The 21,143-nt window shown below is 74.1% G+C and carries 18 protein-coding genes and 1 riboswitch; of the genes, 10 read left to right on the top strand and 8 right to left on the bottom strand.

Annotated elements, in window-relative coordinates:
* Window positions 1-45 precede the first annotated feature (45 nt).
* A complete protein-coding gene (locus SGLAU_RS20400) occupies window positions 46-1,389 on the top strand; it encodes a hypothetical protein (protein WP_043503455.1) in 1,344 nt (447 codons plus the stop codon).
* 187 nt (window positions 1,390-1,576) lie between these two features.
* Window positions 1,577-3,268: a DUF5691 domain-containing protein gene (locus SGLAU_RS20395; protein WP_052413834.1), complete on the top strand. Its 1,692-nt coding sequence runs from the start codon at window positions 1,577-1,579 to the stop codon at window positions 3,266-3,268.
* 87 nt (window positions 3,269-3,355) lie between these two features.
* On the opposite strand, the gene SGLAU_RS20390 is transcribed toward SGLAU_RS20395, so the two are convergent.
* Both SGLAU_RS20390 and SGLAU_RS20385 read right to left on the bottom strand, forming a co-directional pair.
* Entirely contained in the window at window positions 3,356-3,772 is a 417-nt protein-coding gene (locus tag SGLAU_RS20390; protein ID WP_043503454.1) for a cobalamin B12-binding domain-containing protein, read from the bottom strand.
* A gap of 239 nt (window positions 3,773-4,011) precedes the next feature.
* Window positions 4,012-4,203: a hypothetical protein gene (locus SGLAU_RS20385; protein ID WP_043503453.1), complete on the bottom strand. Its 192-nt coding sequence runs from the start codon at window positions 4,201-4,203 to the stop codon at window positions 4,012-4,014.
* A 20-nt stretch (window positions 4,204-4,223) separates the two neighbouring features.
* Here SGLAU_RS20385 and SGLAU_RS20380 point away from each other — a divergent pair, with 20 nt between their 5' ends.
* Window positions 4,224-5,048 (top strand): lipase family alpha/beta hydrolase, encoded by an 825-nt coding sequence (locus SGLAU_RS20380; RefSeq protein WP_052413833.1) that lies wholly within the window; start codon window positions 4,224-4,226, stop codon window positions 5,046-5,048.
* Between the two features lie 162 nt (window positions 5,049-5,210).
* A complete protein-coding gene (locus tag SGLAU_RS20375; protein WP_078957801.1) occupies window positions 5,211-6,902 on the top strand; it encodes a M23 family metallopeptidase in 1,692 nt (563 codons plus the stop codon).
* A 58-nt stretch (window positions 6,903-6,960) separates the two neighbouring features.
* Here SGLAU_RS20375 and pcrA read toward each other — a convergent pair whose 3' ends face one another.
* On the bottom strand, window positions 6,961-9,441 hold the full coding sequence (pcrA, locus tag SGLAU_RS20370) for a DNA helicase PcrA (RefSeq protein WP_043503449.1): 2,481 nt from the start codon (window positions 9,439-9,441) through the stop codon (window positions 6,961-6,963).
* Window positions 9,442-9,730: 289 nt separating this feature from the next.
* A riboswitch (cyclic di-AMP (ydaO/yuaA leader) is annotated at window positions 9,731-9,898 on the top strand.
* 7 nt (window positions 9,899-9,905) lie between these two features.
* Here pcrA and SGLAU_RS20365 point away from each other — a divergent pair.
* On the top strand, window positions 9,906-11,111 hold the full coding sequence (locus tag SGLAU_RS20365) for a C40 family peptidase (RefSeq protein ID WP_043503448.1): 1,206 nt from the start codon (window positions 9,906-9,908) through the stop codon (window positions 11,109-11,111).
* Between the two features lie 234 nt (window positions 11,112-11,345).
* On the opposite strand, the gene SGLAU_RS20360 is transcribed toward SGLAU_RS20365, so the two are convergent.
* Window positions 11,346-11,699 (bottom strand): hypothetical protein, encoded by a 354-nt coding sequence (locus tag SGLAU_RS20360; protein ID WP_043503446.1) that lies wholly within the window; start codon window positions 11,697-11,699, stop codon window positions 11,346-11,348.
* Window positions 11,700-12,157: 458 nt separating this feature from the next.
* Between SGLAU_RS20360 and SGLAU_RS20355 the strand changes: the two genes are divergently transcribed.
* Both SGLAU_RS20355 and SGLAU_RS20350 read left to right on the top strand, forming a co-directional pair.
* Window positions 12,158-13,225 carry a C40 family peptidase gene (locus tag SGLAU_RS20355; protein WP_043503445.1) on the top strand — a complete coding sequence of 356 codons (1,068 nt, stop codon included), beginning with the start codon at window positions 12,158-12,160 and terminating at the stop codon, window positions 13,223-13,225.
* 125 nt (window positions 13,226-13,350) lie between these two features.
* Complete coding sequence (locus SGLAU_RS20350; RefSeq protein ID WP_043503442.1) at window positions 13,351-13,983, top strand: hypothetical protein; 633 nt, start codon at window positions 13,351-13,353, stop codon at window positions 13,981-13,983.
* A 57-nt stretch (window positions 13,984-14,040) separates the two neighbouring features.
* Here SGLAU_RS20350 and SGLAU_RS20345 read toward each other — a convergent pair whose 3' ends face one another.
* Window positions 14,041-14,769: a LuxR C-terminal-related transcriptional regulator gene (locus tag SGLAU_RS20345; RefSeq protein ID WP_043503441.1), complete on the bottom strand. Its 729-nt coding sequence runs from the start codon at window positions 14,767-14,769 to the stop codon at window positions 14,041-14,043.
* Window positions 14,766-16,100: an ATP-binding protein gene (locus tag SGLAU_RS20340; protein ID WP_078957800.1), complete on the bottom strand. Its 1,335-nt coding sequence runs from the start codon at window positions 16,098-16,100 to the stop codon at window positions 14,766-14,768. Before SGLAU_RS20340 ends, SGLAU_RS20345 begins: the two co-directional genes overlap by 4 nt.
* A 143-nt stretch (window positions 16,101-16,243) precedes the next feature.
* Between SGLAU_RS20340 and SGLAU_RS20335 the strand changes: the two genes are divergently transcribed.
* Both SGLAU_RS20335 and SGLAU_RS20330 read left to right on the top strand, forming a co-directional pair.
* Window positions 16,244-17,896, top strand: coding sequence for a PspC domain-containing protein (locus SGLAU_RS20335; protein WP_043503439.1), 1,653 nt, complete (start codon window positions 16,244-16,246; stop codon window positions 17,894-17,896).
* Window positions 17,883-18,122 carry a hypothetical protein gene (locus SGLAU_RS20330; RefSeq protein ID WP_043503438.1) on the top strand — a complete coding sequence of 80 codons (240 nt, stop codon included), beginning with the start codon at window positions 17,883-17,885 and terminating at the stop codon, window positions 18,120-18,122. The genes SGLAU_RS20335 and SGLAU_RS20330 overlap by 14 nt, the downstream gene beginning before the upstream one ends.
* A 149-nt stretch (window positions 18,123-18,271) precedes the next feature.
* Here SGLAU_RS20330 and SGLAU_RS20325 read toward each other — a convergent pair whose 3' ends face one another.
* On the bottom strand, window positions 18,272-18,799 hold the full coding sequence (locus tag SGLAU_RS20325; protein ID WP_043503435.1) for a DoxX family protein: 528 nt from the start codon (window positions 18,797-18,799) through the stop codon (window positions 18,272-18,274).
* A gap of 150 nt (window positions 18,800-18,949) precedes the next feature.
* On the bottom strand, window positions 18,950-20,242 hold the full coding sequence (locus SGLAU_RS20320; RefSeq protein WP_043503434.1) for a hypothetical protein: 1,293 nt from the start codon (window positions 20,240-20,242) through the stop codon (window positions 18,950-18,952).
* A gap of 412 nt (window positions 20,243-20,654) precedes the next feature.
* Here SGLAU_RS20320 and SGLAU_RS20315 point away from each other — a divergent pair, with 412 nt between their 5' ends.
* Window positions 20,655-21,134: a pyridoxamine 5'-phosphate oxidase family protein gene (locus SGLAU_RS20315; RefSeq protein WP_043503431.1), complete on the top strand. Its 480-nt coding sequence runs from the start codon at window positions 20,655-20,657 to the stop codon at window positions 21,132-21,134.
* Window positions 21,135-21,143 lie beyond the last annotated feature (9 nt).

Raw genomic sequence — 21,143 nt, 5'->3', positions numbered from 1 at the left:
CGGTGGACGGGGCGATTGTCAGTGGGGGGATTTACCGTCGGGGACATGACTCAGCAGGGGGTGCGCTGGACGGCGGACCAGGTGCTGGCACTGGCGCCTGATGCCGCGTCGCGCTCGGCGGGCGGCAGACTCGGGGCGGCCGGGCCGTGGTCCGGGACGGGGACAGGCGAGGGGGCGGTGTGGGGGCTGTGCAAGGACAGCGGCGGCGAGCCGTACCGGACGGTCGTGGACGTCGCGGACGCGTCCGCTCCCGCCTTCGCGTGCAGCTGCCCGAGCCGGACGGCCCCGTGCGGGCACGTGCTCGGACTGCTCCTGCTGTGGTCCGGCGGTGAGGTACCGGCGGCGCCGGACCCGGCGCCGGACTGGGTGGGGGAATGGCGGGCGGGCAGCGCGGTGCGGGAGGGGACGGTGGAGGGGGCCGGCTCCGCGCCCGGTCCGGCCGCCCCGGAGGCGGCGCGCCGCCGGGCGGAGCGCCGGGCCGCGCGGATCACGGCGGGCGCGACGGAACTGGAGCAGCGCCTGGCCGATCTGCTGCGCGCCGGCCTGGCCACGGCCGAACAGCAGGGGTACGGCCTGTGGGAGGAGACGGCCGCCCGCATGGTCGACGCGCAGGCCCCTGGCCTCGCCGCGCGGGTCCGGGAGCTGGGCGCGATTCCCGCGTCCGGTCCCGGCTGGCCGGTGCGCCTGCTGGAGGAGTGCGCGCTGCTGCACCTGCTCGACCAGGGCTGGCTGCGCCGTGAGCGGCTGCCGGACGGCCTGGCGGCGACGGTCCGTTCCCGGATCGGCCTGCCCGCCCCGGCGGACGGCCCGCCCGTGCGCGACCACTGGCTGGTCCTCGCTCAGCACGACGCGCCGGACCCGCGTCTGACGACCCGCCGGATCTGGCTGTACGGCACGGCGACGCACCGCACCGCGCTCCTCCTGTCGTACGGGGCCGCGGGCCGCGCCCCGGACCTGTCCCTGCCGGTCGGCCTGGCCCTGGACGCGGAGGTGTCCGCATACCCGGGCGCCGGCCGGCTGCGGGGGGCGCTCGGCGAGCAGTTCGCGCCTCCCGGGCCCGCGTCGGCACGGCCGCCCGGGGTGACGACGCGTCAGGCGGCGGCCCGCTACGGCGAAGCGCTGCGGGAGGACCCGTGGCTGGACGCGGTCCCGGTGACGCTGGGCCGGGTCGTGCCCGTTCCGGACGGTGACTCCTGGCAGCTCGCGGACGCCGACGAGGACACGGCTCTGCCGCTGGCCCCCGCCGCGCGGTCCCGGCCGGGGCTGTGGCGCCTGGTCGCGCTCTCGGGCGGGGCCCCGGTCACGGTCTTCGGCGAGTGCGGCCACCAGGGCTTCACCCCGCTGACGGCCTGGCCGCAGGGGGAGGGCGAGGCGGTGCCGCTGCACTGACCCGGCGGCCGCCGGCTCCCCCGCCGGGGACCGCCGTCCCGCGCTGTCCCGGCCCCCGCCCGGCGTGGGCGGCGCGAAGGGCCCGGGGGCTGCCGTCCGCCGGACGCACAGCCGTCCCGGCCCGCGGGACGCCCGCCACCGATCACCTTCCGACCACTCCGGCACGCGCTCGGCGGAAAGGAACCACATGACCAGGACCTCCGCTCCCGCGCAGACGCCCGCCCCGGGCGTCTGGGAGGAGCTCGTCACCGCCGCGCTGCTCGGCACGGACCGGCGTACCCCGCCCGGCATCCCGCCGGGCCCTCGGGCACCGGCGGCCCTGCTGGACGCGGCGGCGGCGGAGACCGTACGGCGTCGTGCGGGACTGCGCCCCGCACGGGCGGCGCGGCGACCGGACCCGGCGCCCGTGGACCCCCGGCCGGCGCTGCCCGCAGCGGCGGCCCGCAGGCTCGCGATGCTGCTGGCCGACCGGTCCGGCACGGCCGGCGGCGGGCGCAGAGGTACCGCGCCGGACCTGAAGGAGCTGCTGCCGCAGTGGCTGGCGATGGCCAACGCCCGGGGCTTCGTGGCGCCCCCGCAGGCCCTTCCCGCCCTGCTGGACGCGGCCCGGGGCCGGACCGACCTGCGGCCCGCCGCGCTGGCGTTCGCGGGCCCGCGCGCGCTGTGGCTCGCCCGGCTCAATCCGGACTGGCGGTTCGTGCTGCGCGCCATGCCGGGCGGGGACGCCGCGCTGCCCCGGCCGGGGGACACGGAGCGGGTGCGGGAGCTGTGGCGTCACGGCCTGTTCGCGGAACGGGTCGCCCTGCTGACGGCGGTCCGCGCGCACGATCCGGCCGCCGCCCGCGAGCTGCTGGCGGGCACTTGGCCGGCGGAGCGTGCCGAGGACCGGCTGATGTTCCTGGACTCGCTGCGCACCGGGCTCGGACCGGACGACGAGCCCTTCCTGGAGCAGGCGCTCACCGACCGCAGCCGCAACGTCAGGGCGACGGCGGCCGAGCTGCTGTCGGCGCTGCCGGGTTCGGCGCTGGCCGGGCGGATGGCGGCGCGGGCGGCGGTCTGCGTCGCCGTCGACCACACCGGGGACGGCCCGCGGCTCGTGGTCGAGGCGCCGCACGAGTGCGACGCGGGGATGGAACGCGACGGTGTGGTCGCGAGGGCCCCGGCGGGGCGTGGCGAACGGTCCTGGTGGTTCGGTCAGCTGGCGGAGGCGGCGCCGCTCGCGACCTGGCCGGCCCGGCTGGGCGGCCGTACGCCGCGGGAGATCCTGGCCCTGCCGGTGGCCGACGACTGGCGGAGCGAGCTGCACGCGGCCTGGTGCCGGGCGGCGGTGCGGCAGCGGGACGCGGAGTGGGCGCGGGCGCTGCTCGGCTCGCCGTCGTCACCGGAGGCGGGCGGGCCGGGGGCGGTGTCGCTGGCCGAGCGGGCCAGGCTGCTGGCCACGCTGGACAGCGGGGAGCGGGCCGTGTGGGTGGCCGGGTTCATCGCGGCGCACGGACTGTCGGAGGCGTTCCAGTTGCTCGGGGTGTGCGCGGTGCCGTGGGCGGCGCCGCTGGGGCGGGCGGTCGTCGACGCGCTCAACATCGCCCGGGACGCCGGGAGTTACCCGTGGAGTTTCAGCGGGGTGATGGGGCTGGCCGAGCGCTGCCTGGATCCGTCCGAGGCGGGCCGCCTCGACGGTCTCCTGGCGGCGCCGGAGGAGGCGGAGGACGCGTCACCGGGGGCGGGCGGGTACTGGGCCGAGGCGTTCCAGCGCCTGGTGACCACCTTGCGGTTGCGCGCGGTGATGGCCGAGGAACTGGGCGGGACGCCGGAGGCCGGCGCCGGTGAACCGGGAGCGGCGGATCCGGGCCCGGCGACCCGTGGCGCCGGGCCCGCGTAGCCTCCGCGCCGCGGCCGTCGCGGTGGCCGGGCTCTCCCACCGGCGTGGGGTCACCGGACCGGTCGCCCCGCCCGGCGGGCCGGAGCCCTACGCCCCGGCCGGCTGCCGCACGTTGGCCCGCACCCAGTCCACGATCGACGCGGTCGTCGCGCCGGGGGTGAAGATCTCGGCGACGCCCTTCTCCTTCAGCGGGGGGATGTCGGCCTCGGGGATGATCCCGCCGCCGAAGACCAGGATGTCCGCCGCGTCGCGCTCCTTCAGGAGCTCGATCACGGCCGCGAACAGCGTGTTGTGCGCGCCGGAGAGGATGGACAGGCCGATCGCGTCGGCGTCCTCCTGGATCGCGGTGTCGACGATCTGCTCGGGAGTCTGGTGGAGCCCGGTGTAGATGACCTCCATACCTGCGTCGCGCAGTGCTCGCGCGATCACCTTGGCTCCCCGATCGTGGCCGTCGAGCCCCGGCTTGGCGACCACCACGCGGATCGGACCGGCTGCCACACCCATCACTGCCTCCATGAAGCGACTACATCCATCCGTACCGACAAGTACCGCACACATCACACATGCCGTACATGTGGCGCGACTCACATGTTCGTTGTACGCGTACCGCGCGGCCCGCCGCCCACGGTCCGGGGCGCCGGTACGGCACGGACACCCCCGTCCCGCACCGACCGGGGAAGTGAACGAACGTTATCGCCAGCATCCCGCAACCGGCAGTTTCACGGTGAAGACCGAGGGGGAAATCACACGTGGGACACCTTCGCGGCGCACCGTTCCGAGCCGTCGCGGGCCGGGCCGGAACCCTGCGCGACGGAAGCCACCACGAGGACACCACATCCGGCGCAGTACGCCGCGCCCGCCCGTGCCGCCACGCCGCCGCCCTGCTCCGTCGCGGCCTCCCGCACCAGCACACCGGGGACGGAGCCGTCCTCCACCCGCCGACAGGAGGCCGGCCATGAAGGCCTTACCGCTCTCGCTGGCACTGCTGAAGGCGACCGCCCTGGAGGCCGCGATCCTCGCGGGTCACCTGGTGCTCTATCCGTCCGGCCTCACCCGGGAACGACGGGGCCCCGCCACCGCGACTCCCGATCCGCGGCCGGCGTCACGGCTCCCGGCAGCGGCCCGCCCGCCGGTCGTGCTGCTGCACGGCTTCCTGGACAACCGCTCGGTCTTCGTCCTGCTGCGCCGCGCCCTTGCCCGGCACGGCGGGCAGCGGGTCGAGTCGCTCAACTACTCACCCCTGACCTGCGACGTGCGGACCGCCGCCGCGCTGCTGGGCCGGCACGTCGAGGAGATCTGCGAGCGCACGGGCAGCGAACGGGTCGACGTCGTCGGCCACAGCCTCGGGGGCCTGATCGCGCGCTACTACGTCCAGCGGCTCGGCGGCGACCGGCGCGTGCGCATCCTGGTCACGCTCGGCACCCCGCACTCCGGCACCCGGGTCGCCCGGCTGGCCGGAGCTCACCCGATCGTCCGGCAGCTGCGCCCGGGTTCGGAGGTGATCGAGGAGCTGGCGGCGCCCGCGCCCGGCTGCCGCACACACTTCGTCAGCTTCTGGAGCGACCTCGACCAGGTGGTGGATCCCCGGGAGGCCGCCCGCATCGACCACCCGGACCTGTCCGTGCGCAATGTCCGGGTGACCGGTATCGGACATCTCGCCCTGCCGGTGCACCCGGCCGTCGCGTCGGGGATACGGCAGGCACTGGATCCGGGCGATCAGGACCGGAGCCGGGGCGGCGCCGGATCCGGCCCGCGCACCGGGGACGCGAGCGTCGCCTGAGTGAGGGGAACCGAGGGGAATGGGCCCGGATGAGGGGCGCCCGGCCGGGTCGCCGCGTCGCGCCGTACGGCCGATTCAGCGACCTCCCACAGCCATCCGATATCGAACGCCCTTCGAACACAAAGCCAAAGTCGTGCCCGCCGTCCCCCAAAACACGGCCGAATGCCCGTTTCCCGCACGCATGAAACCTGCCGAAGATTGTCGCGCCCGCGTACCGCCGGGTACAGTCGCCGCACTGCTCTGGCAGCCCCTGTTGTCGAGGCGAAAGAGAAGTTGGTGAACGACCGTCACCCGTCGGGGAGCACGACCACCCCGGCTCCGGCTTCCGACGCCGCCTCGGCGCCCTACGCGTCGTACGGCACCCAGGAAGCCCCCTACGGCGACTTCACCACATATGGCGAGTACCCAGCCAGTGGTTTTCACACCGGGGGCCTTCCCACCGCCACCACGACGTTCCAGGCCGACCCTCTCTTCGGCGACCTGAACGCCGGCCACGACACCGGGGCCTACGACAGCGGCCAGTGGTCCACCGGCGGCCACCACACCCTGAACCAGGACCCGTACGCGGCCCAGCACGTCGCCGCCTACGACACCGGGACCTACGACACGGCCGCCTGGCCGGCCGGCCACCAGCAGACCGGCGGCCTGCCGCACCAGTCGGCGGCCCCCGACATCAGCGGTCAGTGGGACGCGAGCGCCTGGCTCCAGCCGGAGGCGGCCGGCGGCCCGGCCGACCAGACCCAGCAGTGGGAATGGGGCACCCAGGCCTTCGACACCGGGGCCTACGACGCGACCCAGTGGAACACCGCCGGCGGTGACACCGGGCAGCAGGCGGCCGCCGCCTTCGAGCAGGCCGGATACGACGACCACACGGCCTACGACGACGCCCCGGCCTACCAGGACGCCCAGTCCTACGAGGACCCGCCGTCCTACGACGACTCCCCCGGCTACGAGGACCCCGCCCACGAGGGCGGCGGCTCCTTCGAGGAGCCCGGGCAGAGCGTTCCGGACGAGGACGGCCTGGGATCCACCGGCGAACTCCCCGCCGTCACCGACCTCCTCGACGGCCAGGAGGAAACCGGCTCCGTCCCGCCCCCGCGCGCGGCGTCCCGCGGGTCCCGCTCCCGCCGCCGTACGCCCGCCAAGCGCTCGGCGCTGCTGACCGTCGCGGTGCCCTCGGCGTGCGTGATGGGCGTGGCGGGCATCGCCGCCGCCAGCGTCGGGACGTTTTCGGAGGACCCTCAGGAGTCCTCGACGACCGCGGCCGACGCCCAGCCGGTGGCCCCGTCCACCGCCAACAACAAGCTGGACACGCAGCTGGAGAGCCTGTCCGCCGAGGCGGACGACTTCGGTGACCGGGTCAGCCGCACCCAGGAGCGCATCGACCTCAAGGCGCAGCAGGAGGCCGAGCGCAAGCGGGCCGCCGAGGAGGCCGCCCGCAAGGAGCGGCTGCGCCCGAAGTTCGCCCTCCCGGTCGCCCAGCACGGCCTCAGCGCCTACTACGGCCAGGCGGGCATCAACTGGATGTCGCAGCACACCGGGATCGACTTCCCGGTCTCGTACGGCTCGACCGTGATGGCCGCGACCGACGGCACGGTCCGCACGGAGTGGAACAGCGCCTACGGCAACATGATGATCGTGACCGCCATGGACGGCACGGAGACCTGGTACTGCCACCTCTCCAGCTACACCGTCGCCTCCGGCACGAGCGTCAAGGCCGGCGACCCGATCGCGTACTCCGGCAACTCCGGCAACTCCACCGGCCCCCACCTGCACTTCGAGGTCCGGCCGGGCGGCGGCTCCGCCATCGACCCGCTGGCCTGGCTGCGCAGCCACGGCCTGGAACCGACGTAGTCCCGGTCCGTCCGAGTGGGCCCCCGCCCGTCCGGCGGGGGCTTTCCCGTGGCTCCGGCTACAGCTTCTCCACCGGCGCGTACCGCAGCAGCAGCCGCTTCGGCTTGCCGTCGCCGAAGTCGATCGTCGCCTCGGCGTTGACGCCCGTGCCCTTCACCGCGACCACGGTGCCCAGCCCGAACTGGTCGTGCGTGACCCGGTCGCCGACCGCGAGGGACGCCGCGGGCCTCTCCCCGGTGCCGCGGCCGGTGGCGAACCCGGAGGCCCCGGCCGCCGAGGAACGCGATCGGGACGACGACAGCGAGGCCGCCACACCCGAGACCGGGCCCGCCGGCCCCGCGACGGCCCCCGTGCGCTTCCAGTCCACGTACGTCGGCGGGATCTCCTCAAGGAAGCGGGACGGCGGGTTGTACTGCGGCTGGCCCCACGCGCTGCGCATCGAGGACCGGGTGAGATACAGCCGTTCCCGCGCGCGGGTGATGCCGACGTAGGCGAGGCGGCGCTCCTCCTCCAGTTCCTTGGTCTGGCCGAGGGCGCGCATGTGCGGGAAGACGCCGTCCTCCATGCCGGTGAGGAAGACCACCGGGAACTCCAGGCCCTTGGCGGTGTGCAGGGTCATCAGTGTGATGACGCCGTCGCCGTCCTCCTCGTCGGGGATCTGGTCGGAGTCGGCGACCAGCGCGACCTGCTCCAAGAAGTCGGACAGCGTTCCCGTCTCGCCCTCGCCGCGCTCCTGCTCGAACTCCAGGGCGACGGCCGCGAGTTCCTGGAGGTTCTCGATGCGGGTCTCGTCCTGCGGGTCGGTCGAGGCCTGCAACTCGGCGAGGTACCCGGTGCGTTCCAGCACCGCTTCCAGGACCGTCGCCGGTCCGGCACCGGACTCGACGATCGTGCGCAGTTCCTCCATCAGCGCGTTGAACCGCTTGACGGCGTTGGTGGAGCGCGCGGCCATGCCGTACGCCTCGTCGACGCGCTTGAGCGCCTGCGGGAAGCTGATCTTCTCCCGCTGGGCGAGGGCGTCGATCATCGCCTCCGCGCGGTCGCCGATGCCGCGCTTGGGCACGTTCAGGATCCGGCGCAGCGGGACCGAGTCCTCCGGGTTGGACAGGACCCGCAGGTAGGCCAGGACGTCCCGGACCTCCTTGCGCTCGTAGAAGCGGACGCCGCCGACGACCTTGTAGGGCAGGCCCACGCGGATGAAGACCTCTTCGAAGACACGGGACTGGGCGTTCGTCCGGTAGAAGACGGCGACGTCGCCGGCCTTGGCCTCGCCCGCGTCGGTGAGGCGGTCTATCTCGTCGGCGACGAACTGGGCCTCGTCGTGCTCGGTGTCGGCGACGTACCCGGTGATCCGGGCGCCCTGGCCCGCGTTGGTCCACAGGTTCTTGGGGCGACGGGACTCGTTGCGCTCGATGACCGCGTTGGCGGCGGAGAGGATCGTCTGGGTGGAGCGGTAGTTCTGCTCCAGCAGGATCGTCGTCGCGTCCGGGTAGTCCTCCTCGAACTGGAGGATGTTGCGGATGGTCGCGCCGCGGAAGGCGTAGATCGACTGGTCGGCATCACCGACCACGCACAGTTCGGCGGGCGGGAGGTCGCCCTCGCCCGGCGGCACGTCCTCGTCGTGCTCGCCGGTGCCGACCAGCTCGCGGACCAGGGCGTACTGGGCGTGGTTGGTGTCCTGGTACTCGTCGACCAGGACGTGCCGGAAACGGCGGCGGTAGTGCTCGGCCACGTCCGGGAAGGCGCGCAGCAGGTTGACCGTCGTCATGATCAGGTCGTCGAAGTCGAGGGCGTTCGCCTCGCGCAGCCGTGACTGGTAGAGGGCGTAGGCCTGGGCGAGGGTCTTCTCGAAGCCGTCGGAGGCCTGCGCGGCGAAGTCCTCCTCGTCGATCAGCTCGTTCTTGAGATTGCTGATCTTGGCGCTGAAGGACTTCGGCGGGAAGCGCTTCGGGTCCAGGTCGAGATCGCGGCAGACCAGGGCCATCAGACGCTTGGAGTCGGCGGCGTCGTAGATCGAGAACGACGAGGTGAAGCCGAGCTTCTTGGACTCGCGGCGCAGGATGCGCACGCACGCGCTGTGGAAGGTCATCACCCACATCGCGTTCGCGCGCGGGCCCACGAGCTGCTCCACGCGCTCCTTCATCTCGCCCGCGGCCTTGTTGGTGAAGGTGATCGCGAGGATCTGGCCCGGGTGGGCGCCCCGCTCGGCCAGCAGGTAGGCGATGCGGTGGGTGAGCACACGGGTCTTGCCGGAGCCGGCGCCGGCCACGATGAGCAGGGGGGACCCGGAGTGGACGACGGCGGCGCGCTGGTTCTCGTTCAGCCCTTCCAGGAGCGCGGCCGGGTCCACCGCGGGGCGGGGCGCGCCGTCGCGGTAGTACTCCTCCCTGTCCGGGGGCAGGTCGAACTTCCCGCCGAACAGATCGTCCGGGATCGACTCCGGTACGTGATCGTCCTCGGGCGGCGGCGGGGGCTCCTCCGCGTGGGCCCGCGGGGCCTGGAGATCCGCCAGGAAGCTGTCGTCAAAGAGGCTGCTCATCGCTCTCCGAGTCTAGGGTGCCCCACTGACAACCGAGGGCCGCCCGGAGAACATCACAGTCACCGGGGCTTTCGGCGGGCCCGGGGACCCGGTCCGTCACCCGCCGTGCCCGGCCGGTCGCACCGCAGGCGGCCACGCCCCGCTCAGGCCCGGCGACGGCGAGCGACACCGCCCGGAAGGTCACGAAAATGTATCGGGCATATCACCCACCAACCTTCACACGAGGCACACGAGTTGGCTACCGTGCCGGGCAGGCCGCACGACCCCCACCGGCGAACGTCGCCGGGCCGCGCGGCCTCCGCCGAGTCCGGCGCGCCTGCGGCGGCCGGAGCCGGGGACCCAACCGACCCTGGGGTGAATCGGCCCCTCCCCGTCCCGGGAGGACCGTAGGGCAACCCTTCCGAACCACCCGCCCGAACCCGACAGCTAACCCGGTAGGCGGCCGATGGAAGGAGTCGCCTCCCTTGGCGTCGCACCGCAAGTCGCGTCCCAGCCCGCGCGTGGCCGGCATACGCACCCCCGCCCTCGCCACCGCGGCCCTCACCTCCGTGGCCCTGCTCTCGCAGACCGCCGAGGCCGCTCCCTCGGCCGACCACAAGCCGAGCCTGGAGGAGGTCGAGAAGAAGGTCGACGATCTCTACCGCCAGGCCGAGTCGGCGACCGAGAAGTACAACGCGGCCAAGGAGCGGACCACCAGGCAGCGCAAGCGCGTCGACACCCTCCTCGACGACGTCGCCAGGCGCGCCCAGAAGCTCAACGAGGCGCGCGAGGAGCTGGGGTCGTACGCCGCCGCCCAGTACCGCACCGGTGTCGCCGCCCCCGACACCACCACCCTGCTGCTCGCGGACTCCCCGCAGGACTACTTCGACCGCACCCACCTCATGGACCGGCTCACCAGCCGCCAGAAGGGCGCCGTCGACGACTGGTTCGCCCAGCAGTCCGAGACGATGGAGAAGCGCCGGCAGGCCCAGGAGAGCCTAGAGACGCTCACCGAGGCGCAGACCGAACTGCGGGCGGCCAAGGCGACCGTGCAGAAGAAGCTCGCCACCGCGCGGGAGCTGCTGTCCCGGCTGACCGCCGAGGAGAAGGCACGGCTCGCGGCGATCGAGAAGCGCAAGCAGGAGGAGGCGGAGCGCCGGGCCGCGGAACTGGCCCGGCAGCAGGCCGAAGCCGAGGCCGAGGAGCAGCGCCGGCAGCAGGAGGAAGCCGCGGCGGCCGGCCGGGGGGCCGCGCAGGAGGAGGCCGGCGGCGGCACGCCGGCCTCGCCGGACGGCACCGGCGAGACGTCGGCCACGACCGGCTCCGGGTACGACGCCAAGGCCGAGAAGGCGCTCGCCTTCGCCCGCGCCCAGATCGGCAAGCCCTACGTGTGGGGCGCCACCGGCCCCGGCTCCTACGACTGCTCCGGTCTCACCCAGGCGGCCTGGAAGGCCGCCGGCGTCACCCTCCCGCGCACCACCTACGACCAGGTGACGAGCGGCACCACGGTCTCCCTCGCCGCCGCCCGGCCCGGCGACCTGGTCTTCTTCTACGACGACGTCACCCACGTCGGCCTCTACATCGGCAACGGGATGATGATCCACGCGCCGAAGCCGGGGGCGTACGTCCGCGAGGAGTCGGTCTACTACGACGGCGAGTCGTCGATCCACAGCGTGGTGCGCCCGGCCTGACCCCGGGGCGGTCCGGCCGTGGCTGCGTCACGGCGTGCGCCCACTCGGCCGGTGTTCCCGGCCATGGTTGACGGCGGCGGCGACGCCGTCGGTCGCCTCCGCCGCCGGCGCGCCCCGGCTCCACGGGGTGGGTGAGGTGGCGGGCGGCCACGGCCGCCTCGGCCGTGGCCGCCGTCCGCGAGCCGCGCCGCCCCGGTCCGTACGGCGGCCCGGGGCGGCGCGGCTCGCCGGGGCTCAGGTCCAGAGCACCGCGATGAAGACGTTCGCCGTGGTGAGCAGGCCCACCAGGCCGAACAGGCCCTTGTCGACCTTCTCCTCGTCCCGCTTCACATAGACGAGTCCGAGGATCACGACCAGCAGGGCCAGCTTCACGCCGATCTTGATGTTGTCGACCGTCTGGTCGTCGGCCTGGTTGAGGCCGACCAGGACCACGCCGGTCACCAGCATCGTCAGGGCGCCGTGCAGCATGGCCGGGACGAAGCGGGCGGTTCCCTGCCCCATCGCCTTCATCTGGGTGAGGAAGCCGCCGAGCAGCGCGGCGATGCCGATGATGTGCAGACCGACGAAGAGATGGATGAGTACGTCCATGAGGCCGGAGCCTAGCCAGCCCCGCCTCCCGGGCCCCACACCGGGCCGCCCCGCGAGCACCGCACCGGACACCCGGGAAGACGGGGGCAGATATATGCGGTCCATAGCATCCCGTCACGCCCACGGTTCGGGGAATCGTGACTTCGGTCGGCGCTCCGCGCGATCTCGACGGCTCCGCGAGGAAGCACGGTCATATGCGGTCACCCCGCAGTCCGCTCCCGCCACTTCCGTACAAGCCGTTACCTTCCCGTCACACCCGGGCCTAGCGTCCTCCACCAGGCGTCCGGCTCCCCACCCGCCGCCCGGGCCAGGGGCGGCAGCCGGACGTCCCCGCCGAGAAGGTGCGGCGGCGGACCCGGTTCCCTGTGCCGGGGCCGCCGCCGGACCGCCGGACCCCGTCCGGCCGCACTCCCGGTCGTCCCCCGTTCGCCGTTCGCAGGAAAGGACGTGCAGTCCACGTGGCAGCGCACCGCAAGCCCCGGCATCGCTCGGCCGGCGGCCGCCGAGCCCGTACCGCAGCCACCATCGCGCTCGCCGGCGCGGCGACCGCGACGGCCTTCGACGGCACCGGGCACGCCGAGCCGGAGCTGACACCGGCGCAGGTCGAGGCCGAGGTGGACGAGCTGTACCAGGAGGCCGAGGCGGCCACCGAGAAGTACAACGGCGCCCGGGAGGAGGCCGGTGCGGCCCGGCGCCGGCTGGCGGCCCTGCAGGACGAGGCGGCCCGGAAGGCGGAACGGCTCAACGAGGAGCGGGACGCACTCGGCACCGCCGCCGCCGCGCAGTACCGCGGCGGCGGCCTCTCCCCCGCCCTGCGACTGGCGCTCTCCGACGACCCCGACCGGTACCTCGAAGGGGTGGCGCTCGCCGAACGGGCGGACAGCCGGCAGGCGGCCACCGTGAACCGGGTCCGCAAGCGGCTGCGGGAGATCGAGCAGCTGCGGGGCGCCGCGCGTGTCGAACTGGCCTCCCTGGCCTCCCGTCAGGCGGAGCTCGCGCGGCACAGGAAGGCGATCACCGGCAAGCTGGCCACGGCCCGGCAGCTGCTGTCCCGGCTGAGCGGCGAGGAACGGGCGCGGCTCGCGGCCGGGGGCACGGCCACGGACACGCAGCGCGCCTCACGAGCCGCGGGCCGCGACGGCCTCGCCGCCCCGGACTCCCCGGTCGCGGCACCCGGCTCCCGTGCCGCGTCGGCCGTCTCCTACGCCTACTCCAAGCTCGGCAGCCCTTACGTCTGGGGTGCCACCGGGCCCGACGCCTTCGACTGCTCGGGCCTGGTCCAGGCGGCGTACCGTTCCGCGGGTGTCGCCCTGCCCCGGACGACCTACGCGCAGATCGACGCAGGCCGCCGTGTCGCCCGCTCCGAACTCCTCCCCGGAGACCTGGTGTTCTTCTACTCCGGCATCAGCCACGTCGGCATCTACGTGGGCGACGGGCTGATGGTGCACGCTCCCAACCCCTCCGCTCCCGTCCGGGTGGCGCCGATCGACGAGATGCCGTTCGCGGGGGCCACACGCGTGGTGTGAGCGAGGCCCCCGGGCCGTGGCGGGATGGCGTGGCATGGGCACGGCGGCGCGGTAGCGTCGGGCGGCGAGGCGGTGCGACACCCGCTTCGCAGGTCCGCGCAGTTCCGTCCGTCCAGAAGGTCGCGATGCCCCGCTCCCCGCTGCCCCCGCCACCGCCTCCGCCCCACATCCGGACCTGGCCGGACCGGACGGCCCTGCTGGCCGACCGGGGCAGAGCGCTGGAGGAACTGCGGCGCCGCAGTCTCGGCGTGCACCGCATCCTGCTGCTGTGGCTGACGGCACTCGCGGCGGCCGGCGGCTGGTCGCTGCTCGTGCTGCCGCTGCGGCAGATCGAGGCGAAGGACCCCCTCGGGTTCGTCTTCGGGCCGGTCTTCGGGCTGCTGGGACTGGCCCTGCTCGCCCCGGCCGTCGTCGCGGTCGTCCTCGCCATCCGCCGGGACCGACGGATCCGTGAACTGACCGACGCGTGGCTGGCCCTGGACATCCATCCGCCCACCGACACCCGGCTGCGCTCCCCCGGTCTCAGCCTCCTCTGGATGCTCTCCTCCCTCGTGGTCGGCGCGATCGGACTGTGGGCGTCCTTCGCCACGGCGGCACAGGCCGAACCCGGCCCGTCGGCCCGCTCCGACGTCGTTCTGGGCATGGGCATCGGCATGATCCTCTGGGTGACGGGCCTGATCGGCATGGTGAAGGCCGTAGGGCACTACCGGTGGGCGCTGCGGGCTCTGGGGCCGGCGTCACCGCCCGGGCACCGCTGAGGCCACCGCGGCCGTGCCGTCACCGGGGACCGGCCCCGGCGTGTCACACCACGTGCGTCACACCAGGCGCCGTGCCGTCGCCCATCTGGTCAGCTCGTGCCGGTTGGAGAGCTGCAGTTTCCTGAGGACGGCGGAGACATGGGACTCGACCGTCTTCACGGAGATGAAGAGCTGCTTGGCGATCTCCTTGTAGGCGTACCCCCGGGCGATCAGCCGCAGCACCTCGCGCTCGCGCTGGGTGAGGCGGTCGAGGTCCTCGTCGACCGGCGGGGCGTCGGTCGACGCGAACGCGTCGAGGACGAAGCCGGCCAGCCGCGGGGAGAAGACCGCGTCCCCTTCCTGGACCCGGAAGATCGAGTCGATGAGGTCCGAGCCGGTGATCGTCTTCGTGACATAACCCCGCGCGCCGCCCCGGATGACGCCGATCACGTCCTCCGCCGCGTCCGAGACCGACAGGGCGAGGAAGCGGACGGGCCGCTCGGCGTCCGCCATCAGCGGGGCGCAGCGCCGCAGCACTTCGACACCGCCGCCGCCGGGCAGGTGGACGTCGAGCAGGACGACCTCGGGCCGGGTCGCGGTGATGACGGTGACCGCCTGGTCGACGTCGGCGGCCTCGCCGACCACCTCGACGCCGGTCTGCTCGGTCTGGCCGATCTCGGCCTGCACGCCCGTGCGGAACATCCGGTGGTCGTCGACGAGGACGACACGCACACGCCGGTCACCGGCACCCTGGCCGGCCGGGTCCGCCGCTCCCACTGTCCCGTTCGCCTCGGTCGGGTCACTCATGACGTCTTCTCCGCCCTCTCCATCTCCAGCTCGACCTCCGTGCCGCCGCCGGGCACCGCCCGCAGCCGGGCCGTGCCGCCGTAGCGCTCCATACGCCCGATGATCGATTCTCTGACACCCATGCGGTCGGCGGGTATCGAGTCGAGGTCGAAGCCGGGGCCGCGGTCGCGGACGGACACGAAGACCGTTCTGCCCTCGACTTCGGCGTAGACCTGGACGGCGCCGCCCTCGCCACCGTACTTGGCGGCGTTCACCATCGCCTCGCGCGCGGCCTGCATCTGCGCGCCGGTCCCTTCGTCGAGCGGGCAGTCCCCGACGACCACGACCTCTATGGGGACGCCGTGCTTGTCCTCGACCTCGGCGGCGTTGCGCCGCACCGCCTCGCCGAGCGTGCTGGGCTCGTCCTCCTCGTCCTTGCCGGTGCCCTCCGGTTTGTAGAGCCAGGTGCGCAGGTCGCGCTCCTGGGCGCGGGCGAGACGGCGCACCTCGCCCGCGTTGTCCGCGTTGCGCTGGATCAGTGTCAGGGTGTGCAGCACCGAGTCGTGGACATGGGCGGCGACTTCGGCACGCTCCTGGGCCCTGATGCGCATCAGGCGCTCCTCGGAGAGATCCTGGGTCATCCGCACCAGATACGGGCCGGCGAGCAGGGTGATGCCGACGAGCACGGCGAGGGCGGCCTGCAGCACCGAGCCGAGGTGGGCGGCGGATCCCTGCAGGACGAAGATGCCGGAGACACCGGCCGTGACCAGCAGCACTCCCGCCCCGGCGCGCAGCAGGGTGAGCGTGCGCCGACGGCGGCCGACCTCCACCCAGCGGGCCCGGCGGGCGTTGTCCGCCTGGCGCCACACCAGGGCCACACCGGCGCCCACCAGGACGGCGGGCAGCAGGTAGGCCTTGGCGCCGCCGCCCAGGTTCACGCTGCTGACGAAGACCATGGCGACGACGACCATGAGGAGCAGCGCGACGATCTGCCCCTTGTCGGGTTTGCGGGCGACGAGTCTGCGGCGGCCGTCGGACGACGTCTCGGCGGCGACGAAGGCCGGCGGCCGCTCGGCGTCGACGCCGCCGACGCCGAGCGGCACGAAGAACCAGAACGCGGCGTACAGCAGCGCGCCGAGTCCGTCGGCCATGAACAGGCCGGCGAAGACCAGGCGTACCCAGATCACGGGCAGCCCGAGATGTCCGGCGAGCCCCCGCGCCACGCCACCGAGCCAGCGTCCGTCACTGCTGCGGTAGAGCTTGCGCGGCGGCCGCGGTTCGGTGAGTGGCGCTGCTGCGGTTGCGGCTTCCGGCATGCCATCGATGGTCACACGGCGGGCGGGGCCGGGCATCAGGGTCCGCCCCCGAGACTCCCCTGATCTTCGGGCGGGTGGTCCGTCGCACGGATCCCCCGCTGTCCGTCAGGGGCGATATCAGGGTCCGGCCAGGGTCGTCCCGACTGCCGCCGCGGCCGCTCGGCCGTCACCATGGACGCATGACTGATCACCAGCACGCCGCGGACGGCGGGCCCGACGCGGGCTCCGCGTCCGACCCGGCGACCACGGCCCCCGCCGACGCGGGTGCGCACGCTCACGAGCGGGCGGACACGCACGGGCGGACGGGCGCGCGCGGTCGAGGGGACGCGGCGGCGCGGCTGGGCACGGACGGACGGACGGGCACACCCGACGGGCCGGGCCGGGCCGGAGAGGCGCATGTGAACGGGGAGACGCCGGCCCACGGGGCCGAGGCACCGGCCGGCACCGCACGGCGGACCACGACGACGGGGACCGGCACGTCCGGTGACACGGGACCACCGGGTGCCTCCGGCTCCCGCGGCCCGCAGACGGCCGCGGAGCAGGAGCGGACGCGGCCGCCCGAGGGGCTGCGGAGCCTCCGGCGGGACCGGCGGCACAAGATGGTCGCCGGCGTCTGCTCCGGGCTGGGCCGGCAGTGCGACATGGATCCGGTGATCTTCCGCATCACGCTCGCCGTGCTGTCGGCCACCGGCGGCATCGGCCTCATCTTCTACGGTTTCGCCTGGCTCTTCGTCCCGTACGACGACGAGGAGGAGAACGAGGTCCGCAAGCTGCTGACCGGCCGGGTGGACGGCCAGGCGCTGGCGGCCGTGCTGTTCGCGCTGGTGGGCTGCGGGGTCTTTCTGTCGATGCTGAACAACGGCAGCGTGCTGACCTTCGCCGTCGTCCTGTCCCTGCTCCTCGCGGGGGCGGGGTACTGGTCGCAGCGGCGGGGCGCTCCCGATCCGGATCCGCTCGCCGCGCAGGCCGTCGCCGACGCCCCGCCGGAGGCCCAGGCGCCGCCCGCGCCCGTCTCCTACTCCTGGTGGCGGGACCCCATCGTCAAGGACGGCACGCACGTCGGCGGCACCGGCTACCTGTGGGGCCCCGGCGACTCGCGCGACCGCGACATCGCGCTGACCGTGAGCCTCGGCCTCGACGAGTATCCGCACGGCCGCGAGACCTGGGGCGCCCGGCGCGGGAGTCCGCCCAAGCCGCGCGGTCCGCGCTGGATCGGCGGCTGGGTCTTCCTGCTGGCCCTGGTCGCGGGCGGCCTCGGCACCGGGCTCACCTGGGACGGGCATCCGCTGGGCACCAGTCTGCAGAGCGGACTGGCCTGCGCGCTCGCCGTGTTCGGCCTGGGCATCGCGGTCAGCGCGTTCCTCGGACGGACGGGGGCGGGTTCGGTGTTCCTCGCGGTCGTCACGGCGGCGCTGCTCGCCGGGGCGGCCGCGCTGCCCAAGGACATCGGAACGCAGTGGACCCGGACGACCTGGCAGCCGGTCGCCGCGGCGGACCTACGGGCGGCCTATCACCTCGGCACCGGGGTCGGCACCCTGGACCTGTCCCGGCTGGACCCGGCCGAGGGGCAGAGGCTGACCACGTCGGCCGAAGTGAGCGTGGGGCGGCTGCGGGTGATCGTCCCGCCGGACGTGACGGTGAAGGCGGACATCGATGTGGGCGTGGGCGACATCCAGTTGCCGGGCGACCGGTCGCAGGACGTGGACGTGGCGCCGGGCAAGTACCAGCAGGTGACGCTGGAGCCGGAGGCCGGCACGGCGAGCGCCGGCACGATCGACCTCGACCTGCGGGTCGGGATGGGACAGGTGGAGGTCAGCCGTGCTGCGTCATGAGTTCCAGCCGGGAAGGCTCGTCGCCGGGTGCTTCCTCACTCTCGCGGGCGTCGTCTACGCGGGGGACGCGGGCGGGGCCTGGGAGACGCCGTGGTTCGTGGTGATCCCCCTCGTGGTGGGCGGACTCTGCCTGGCCGGTGCGGCGGGTGTCCTGAGCCGTTCGATACGCCGCAGGGGCAGGACTCCGGGGCGGCCGAGCGATCCCTGGACGCCGCCTCGGGCCTGATGCCCGGCACCCTGCCCCGTGCGCAGCCACACCGGCCTCACGCACGCACGCAGGCCCGCCCTGCCCTCGGCTCGACCGGATCGGCCGGCCGGCCGGCCGGCCAGGGTGTCCAGCCCACGGTGCTTCGCCGGGGCGTGGCGGCTCGTCGGCTACCGGTGGTCCTCCGCCCGCTCTCGCCGCCGTGCGCGGAGGGCGGCGTCCAGGGAGAGGTAGGGGGCGCCGGCGAGGAGCAGGGGGATCCACGCCATGAGGTAGACGAGGTCGTTGCCGTAGTAGTACGGGTCGGACGCCCAGCTCACGGTCAGCCAGAGGCTGAGGGAGATCAGCGCCCCGCCGAGGGCGGCGAGGCGGGCGAAGAGGCCGAGGAGGGTGCCGATGCCGACGGCGAGTTCACCGAAGGCGATGGCGTAGCCGAAGCCGACAGGGCTCTCCAGGGCGAGGTCGACCAGGGCCGGAAGCGCCGAGGAGTCGCGCACGGTGCGCATCATGTCGCCGACCGACCCGGCACCGCCGTCCCGCAGGAAGGCGCTGTCGGTCAGTTTGTCCAGACCGGCGTAGACGAAGGTGACGCCGAGGAAGAGCCGCAGGGGGAGCAGCGCGTGGTGGGCGGCGGTGTCGCGCCAGCTGCCACCGCCCGCGGACGGGGCGCGGGTGTCCGGCCGGATACCGTGAGCCATCGCTGATCGCCGCCTCTCGCCCGTCTTGCCGTGACCCCTCATCAGACGATACGTACGAGAGAGAGGACCCGCTCAGCCATGTTCCGGACGGTTCCCGCAGCCGCGGCCCGCTTCTCGCGGACGCTCCTGAGTCGCCCGAGTCGCCGCCTCCTACTCCGTCACCTCGATCACGTACGGATGCGTCTCCACGCCCGCCGCCGTCACGACCTGCACGGTGACGCGGCCCGGCTCCACGTCGACCGGTACGGGCACGACGAGCCGGGTGTCGGTCGGGTTGCTGAAGCCGCCGGGCACGGGCACGAGCGGCACATGGACGTGCACCGCCCCGATCCGTACGGCCATCCGCGACAGCTGATCGGCGCCCCGCGCGCCCGGCGGGACGAAGCCCGCGCCGCGGATCTCGATGTCCTCGCCGGTGCGGATGGGCGCGTCGAGGTCACCCGCCTCCCGGGCGCGGACGACGGAGAGGATGACGGGACGCCCGCCCTCGGAGTACTTGCCGGCGAGGTAGGTCGCGGCCGAGACCAGGACGACGACGGCGAGGCCCCAGGGCAGGTCGGGCAGCTGGTCCGGGCGGCGGGCCAGCCGTACCGCGCCGAGGACGAGGGCGACGGCGTTGATCACGACGTACTGGAGGTCGGCGAAGCTGCCCCGGCCGGCGTCGTCGGTGAGCAGGTCGGCGGCCCGCGGGCGGTCCGCGCGGATCTTCTGCAGGCGTTGCGAGAGCACCCGCAGCCCGACCACCCGCCGCACCAGCACGGCGATCGCGCACACGACGGCGAGCACGGCGACCGTTCCGGCGCCGCGGGCGAGTCCGAGTCCGGCGAGCAGCGCGTCACGCTCGTCGTGGTGCGAGGCGGCCGCCAGCCGTCCGGCAAGGAACAGCACGGAGTAGGCCAGGAACAGCACCCAGGCCGCGGCCACGGCGCGGGACGTGGACAGCCGGTTGTCCTCGCCGATCACCGGCGCCAGCGCCCCGCCGCGGGCCCGGTGGAGGAAGGAGGCCGCCGACAGCGCCGCGGCCACCACCAGCGCGGCGAGCAGACCGGCGGTGCGGGCCGCCGTCCAGCCCGCGCCGATCGCGGTGAGCGACTGCACCAGCAGCAACAGGACGACCAGCGACCACACGGTGATCGCCGTGCGCCGCCACAGCCGCGCCAGCCAGGCCCGGCCCTCGGCGCGGCCCCGTTCGGCGACGAGCTGGGCGGACTGGGTCAGTTCGTCCGAGACCCACTGCCGGGTCGCCGACGGGGAGTGCGCGACCGCCGCCGGCAGTCCCTGTCCGGCCGCGAACTCGTCACGTCGGCGCAGGAACGCGGCGACGGCCCGCCGATGCCCCTCGCGCGCCCCGTGCGGGCAGTCCCCGCAGGTGCAGCCGCCCGCGTGGACGGCGCCTCCGTACGTTCCGGGTTCCGCACCCTGTCCCGTCTCCCGCACCGCCACGTCCGACGCCCGCCCTTCCCGGTCACCACCCTGCGACGCCCGTCCGGCGTCGCCGCACAACTCCCCTGCGCCGACAGCGAATTGTGCCGTACGCCGCGGCGTCCGCGTCCGGCACGGCCGGTCGGGGCGGGTGACATCGCGACCGCCGTGTTGACCCGGCCGGGAGTGTCCCGGCACGGGCGGAGCCGTCCGGTTCGCACGGGACGGAGCGGCGGCATCGCACCTGCCCCGGGCCGAAGGTCCCGGCCGGCCTCGGGCCGGCAGACCGGGCCCGCTGCGGCTGATGTCCTGCGGGAGCGGCCGGCGGGACCGTCGGCCGCTCCGGTGGCCAGGCCCTGGGCTCCGCCCGGCACGGGCGACGCGCGGGGAAAACCGGACAGGAGATGTCGGATTTCGGGGCCACACTCGGCGTATGGCAGGAATCGAGAACTGGGGAGCCTTCTCCCGCGCCGAGCCCGGACTCGCGAAGACCGTCGAGGAGCGCTTCGGCGCGTTCACCCACCACGTCCTCGCGACGCTCCGCAGGGACGGGTCGCCCCGGACCACGGGTCTGGAGGTGCGCTTCCTCGGCGGTGAGCTGTGGCTCGGCATGATGCCGAACTCGCTGAAGGCGCTGGACCTGCGCCGCGACCCGCGGTTCGCGCTCCAGGCGAACCCCGGCGAGGGCACCGGGATGGGCGGCGGTGACGTGCGGATCAGCGGGCGGGCGTTCGAGGTGACGGACCCGGAGGCGAAGGCCGCGTACACGAAAGAGGTGGAACCGCCGGAGCCGTTCCACCTCTTCCGCACCGAGCTGACGGAGGTCACGCGGACCTACGTGGAGGACGAGGAGTACCTCGTCCTCCAGGTCTGGAAGCCCGGCGCTCCCCTGCGCACGATCAGGCGCAGGTAGGAGCCGGAC

The sequence above is a fragment of the Streptomyces glaucescens genome (genome assembly GCF_000761215.1).
Taxonomy (GTDB): domain Bacteria; phylum Actinomycetota; class Actinomycetes; order Streptomycetales; family Streptomycetaceae; genus Streptomyces; species Streptomyces glaucescens_B.
This window is presented reverse-complemented; position numbering and strand designations above follow the sequence as displayed.

Excerpts from the sequence above, each read along its gene's own strand:
- SGLAU_RS20400 (WP_043503455.1), top strand. The coding sequence starts at position 46 with ATGACTCAGCAGGGGGTGCGCTGGACGGCGGACCAGGTGCTGGCACTG.
- SGLAU_RS20390 (WP_043503454.1), bottom strand. The coding sequence starts at position 3,772 with ATGGGTGTGGCAGCCGGTCCGATCCGCGTGGTGGTCGCCAAGCCGGGG.
- SGLAU_RS20335 (WP_043503439.1), top strand. The coding sequence starts at position 16,244 with ATGACTGATCACCAGCACGCCGCGGACGGCGGGCCCGACGCGGGCTCC.
- SGLAU_RS20315 (WP_043503431.1), top strand. The coding sequence starts at position 20,655 with ATGGCAGGAATCGAGAACTGGGGAGCCTTCTCCCGCGCCGAGCCCGGA.
- SGLAU_RS20345 (WP_043503441.1), bottom strand. The coding sequence starts at position 14,769 with ATGAGTGACCCGACCGAGGCGAACGGGACAGTGGGAGCGGCGGACCCG.
- SGLAU_RS20375 (WP_078957801.1), top strand. The coding sequence starts at position 5,211 with ATGCCCGTTTCCCGCACGCATGAAACCTGCCGAAGATTGTCGCGCCCG.
- SGLAU_RS20395 (WP_052413834.1), top strand. The coding sequence starts at position 1,577 with ATGACCAGGACCTCCGCTCCCGCGCAGACGCCCGCCCCGGGCGTCTGG.
- SGLAU_RS20360 (WP_043503446.1), bottom strand. The coding sequence starts at position 11,699 with ATGGACGTACTCATCCATCTCTTCGTCGGTCTGCACATCATCGGCATC.
- SGLAU_RS20350 (WP_043503442.1), top strand. The coding sequence starts at position 13,351 with ATGCCCCGCTCCCCGCTGCCCCCGCCACCGCCTCCGCCCCACATCCGG.
- SGLAU_RS20325 (WP_043503435.1), bottom strand. The coding sequence starts at position 18,799 with ATGGCTCACGGTATCCGGCCGGACACCCGCGCCCCGTCCGCGGGCGGT.
- SGLAU_RS20380 (WP_052413833.1), top strand. The coding sequence starts at position 4,224 with ATGAAGGCCTTACCGCTCTCGCTGGCACTGCTGAAGGCGACCGCCCTG.
- SGLAU_RS20340 (WP_078957800.1), bottom strand. The coding sequence starts at position 16,100 with ATGCCCGGCCCCGCCCGCCGTGTGACCATCGATGGCATGCCGGAAGCC.
- pcrA (WP_043503449.1), bottom strand. The coding sequence starts at position 9,441 with ATGAGCAGCCTCTTTGACGACAGCTTCCTGGCGGATCTCCAGGCCCCG.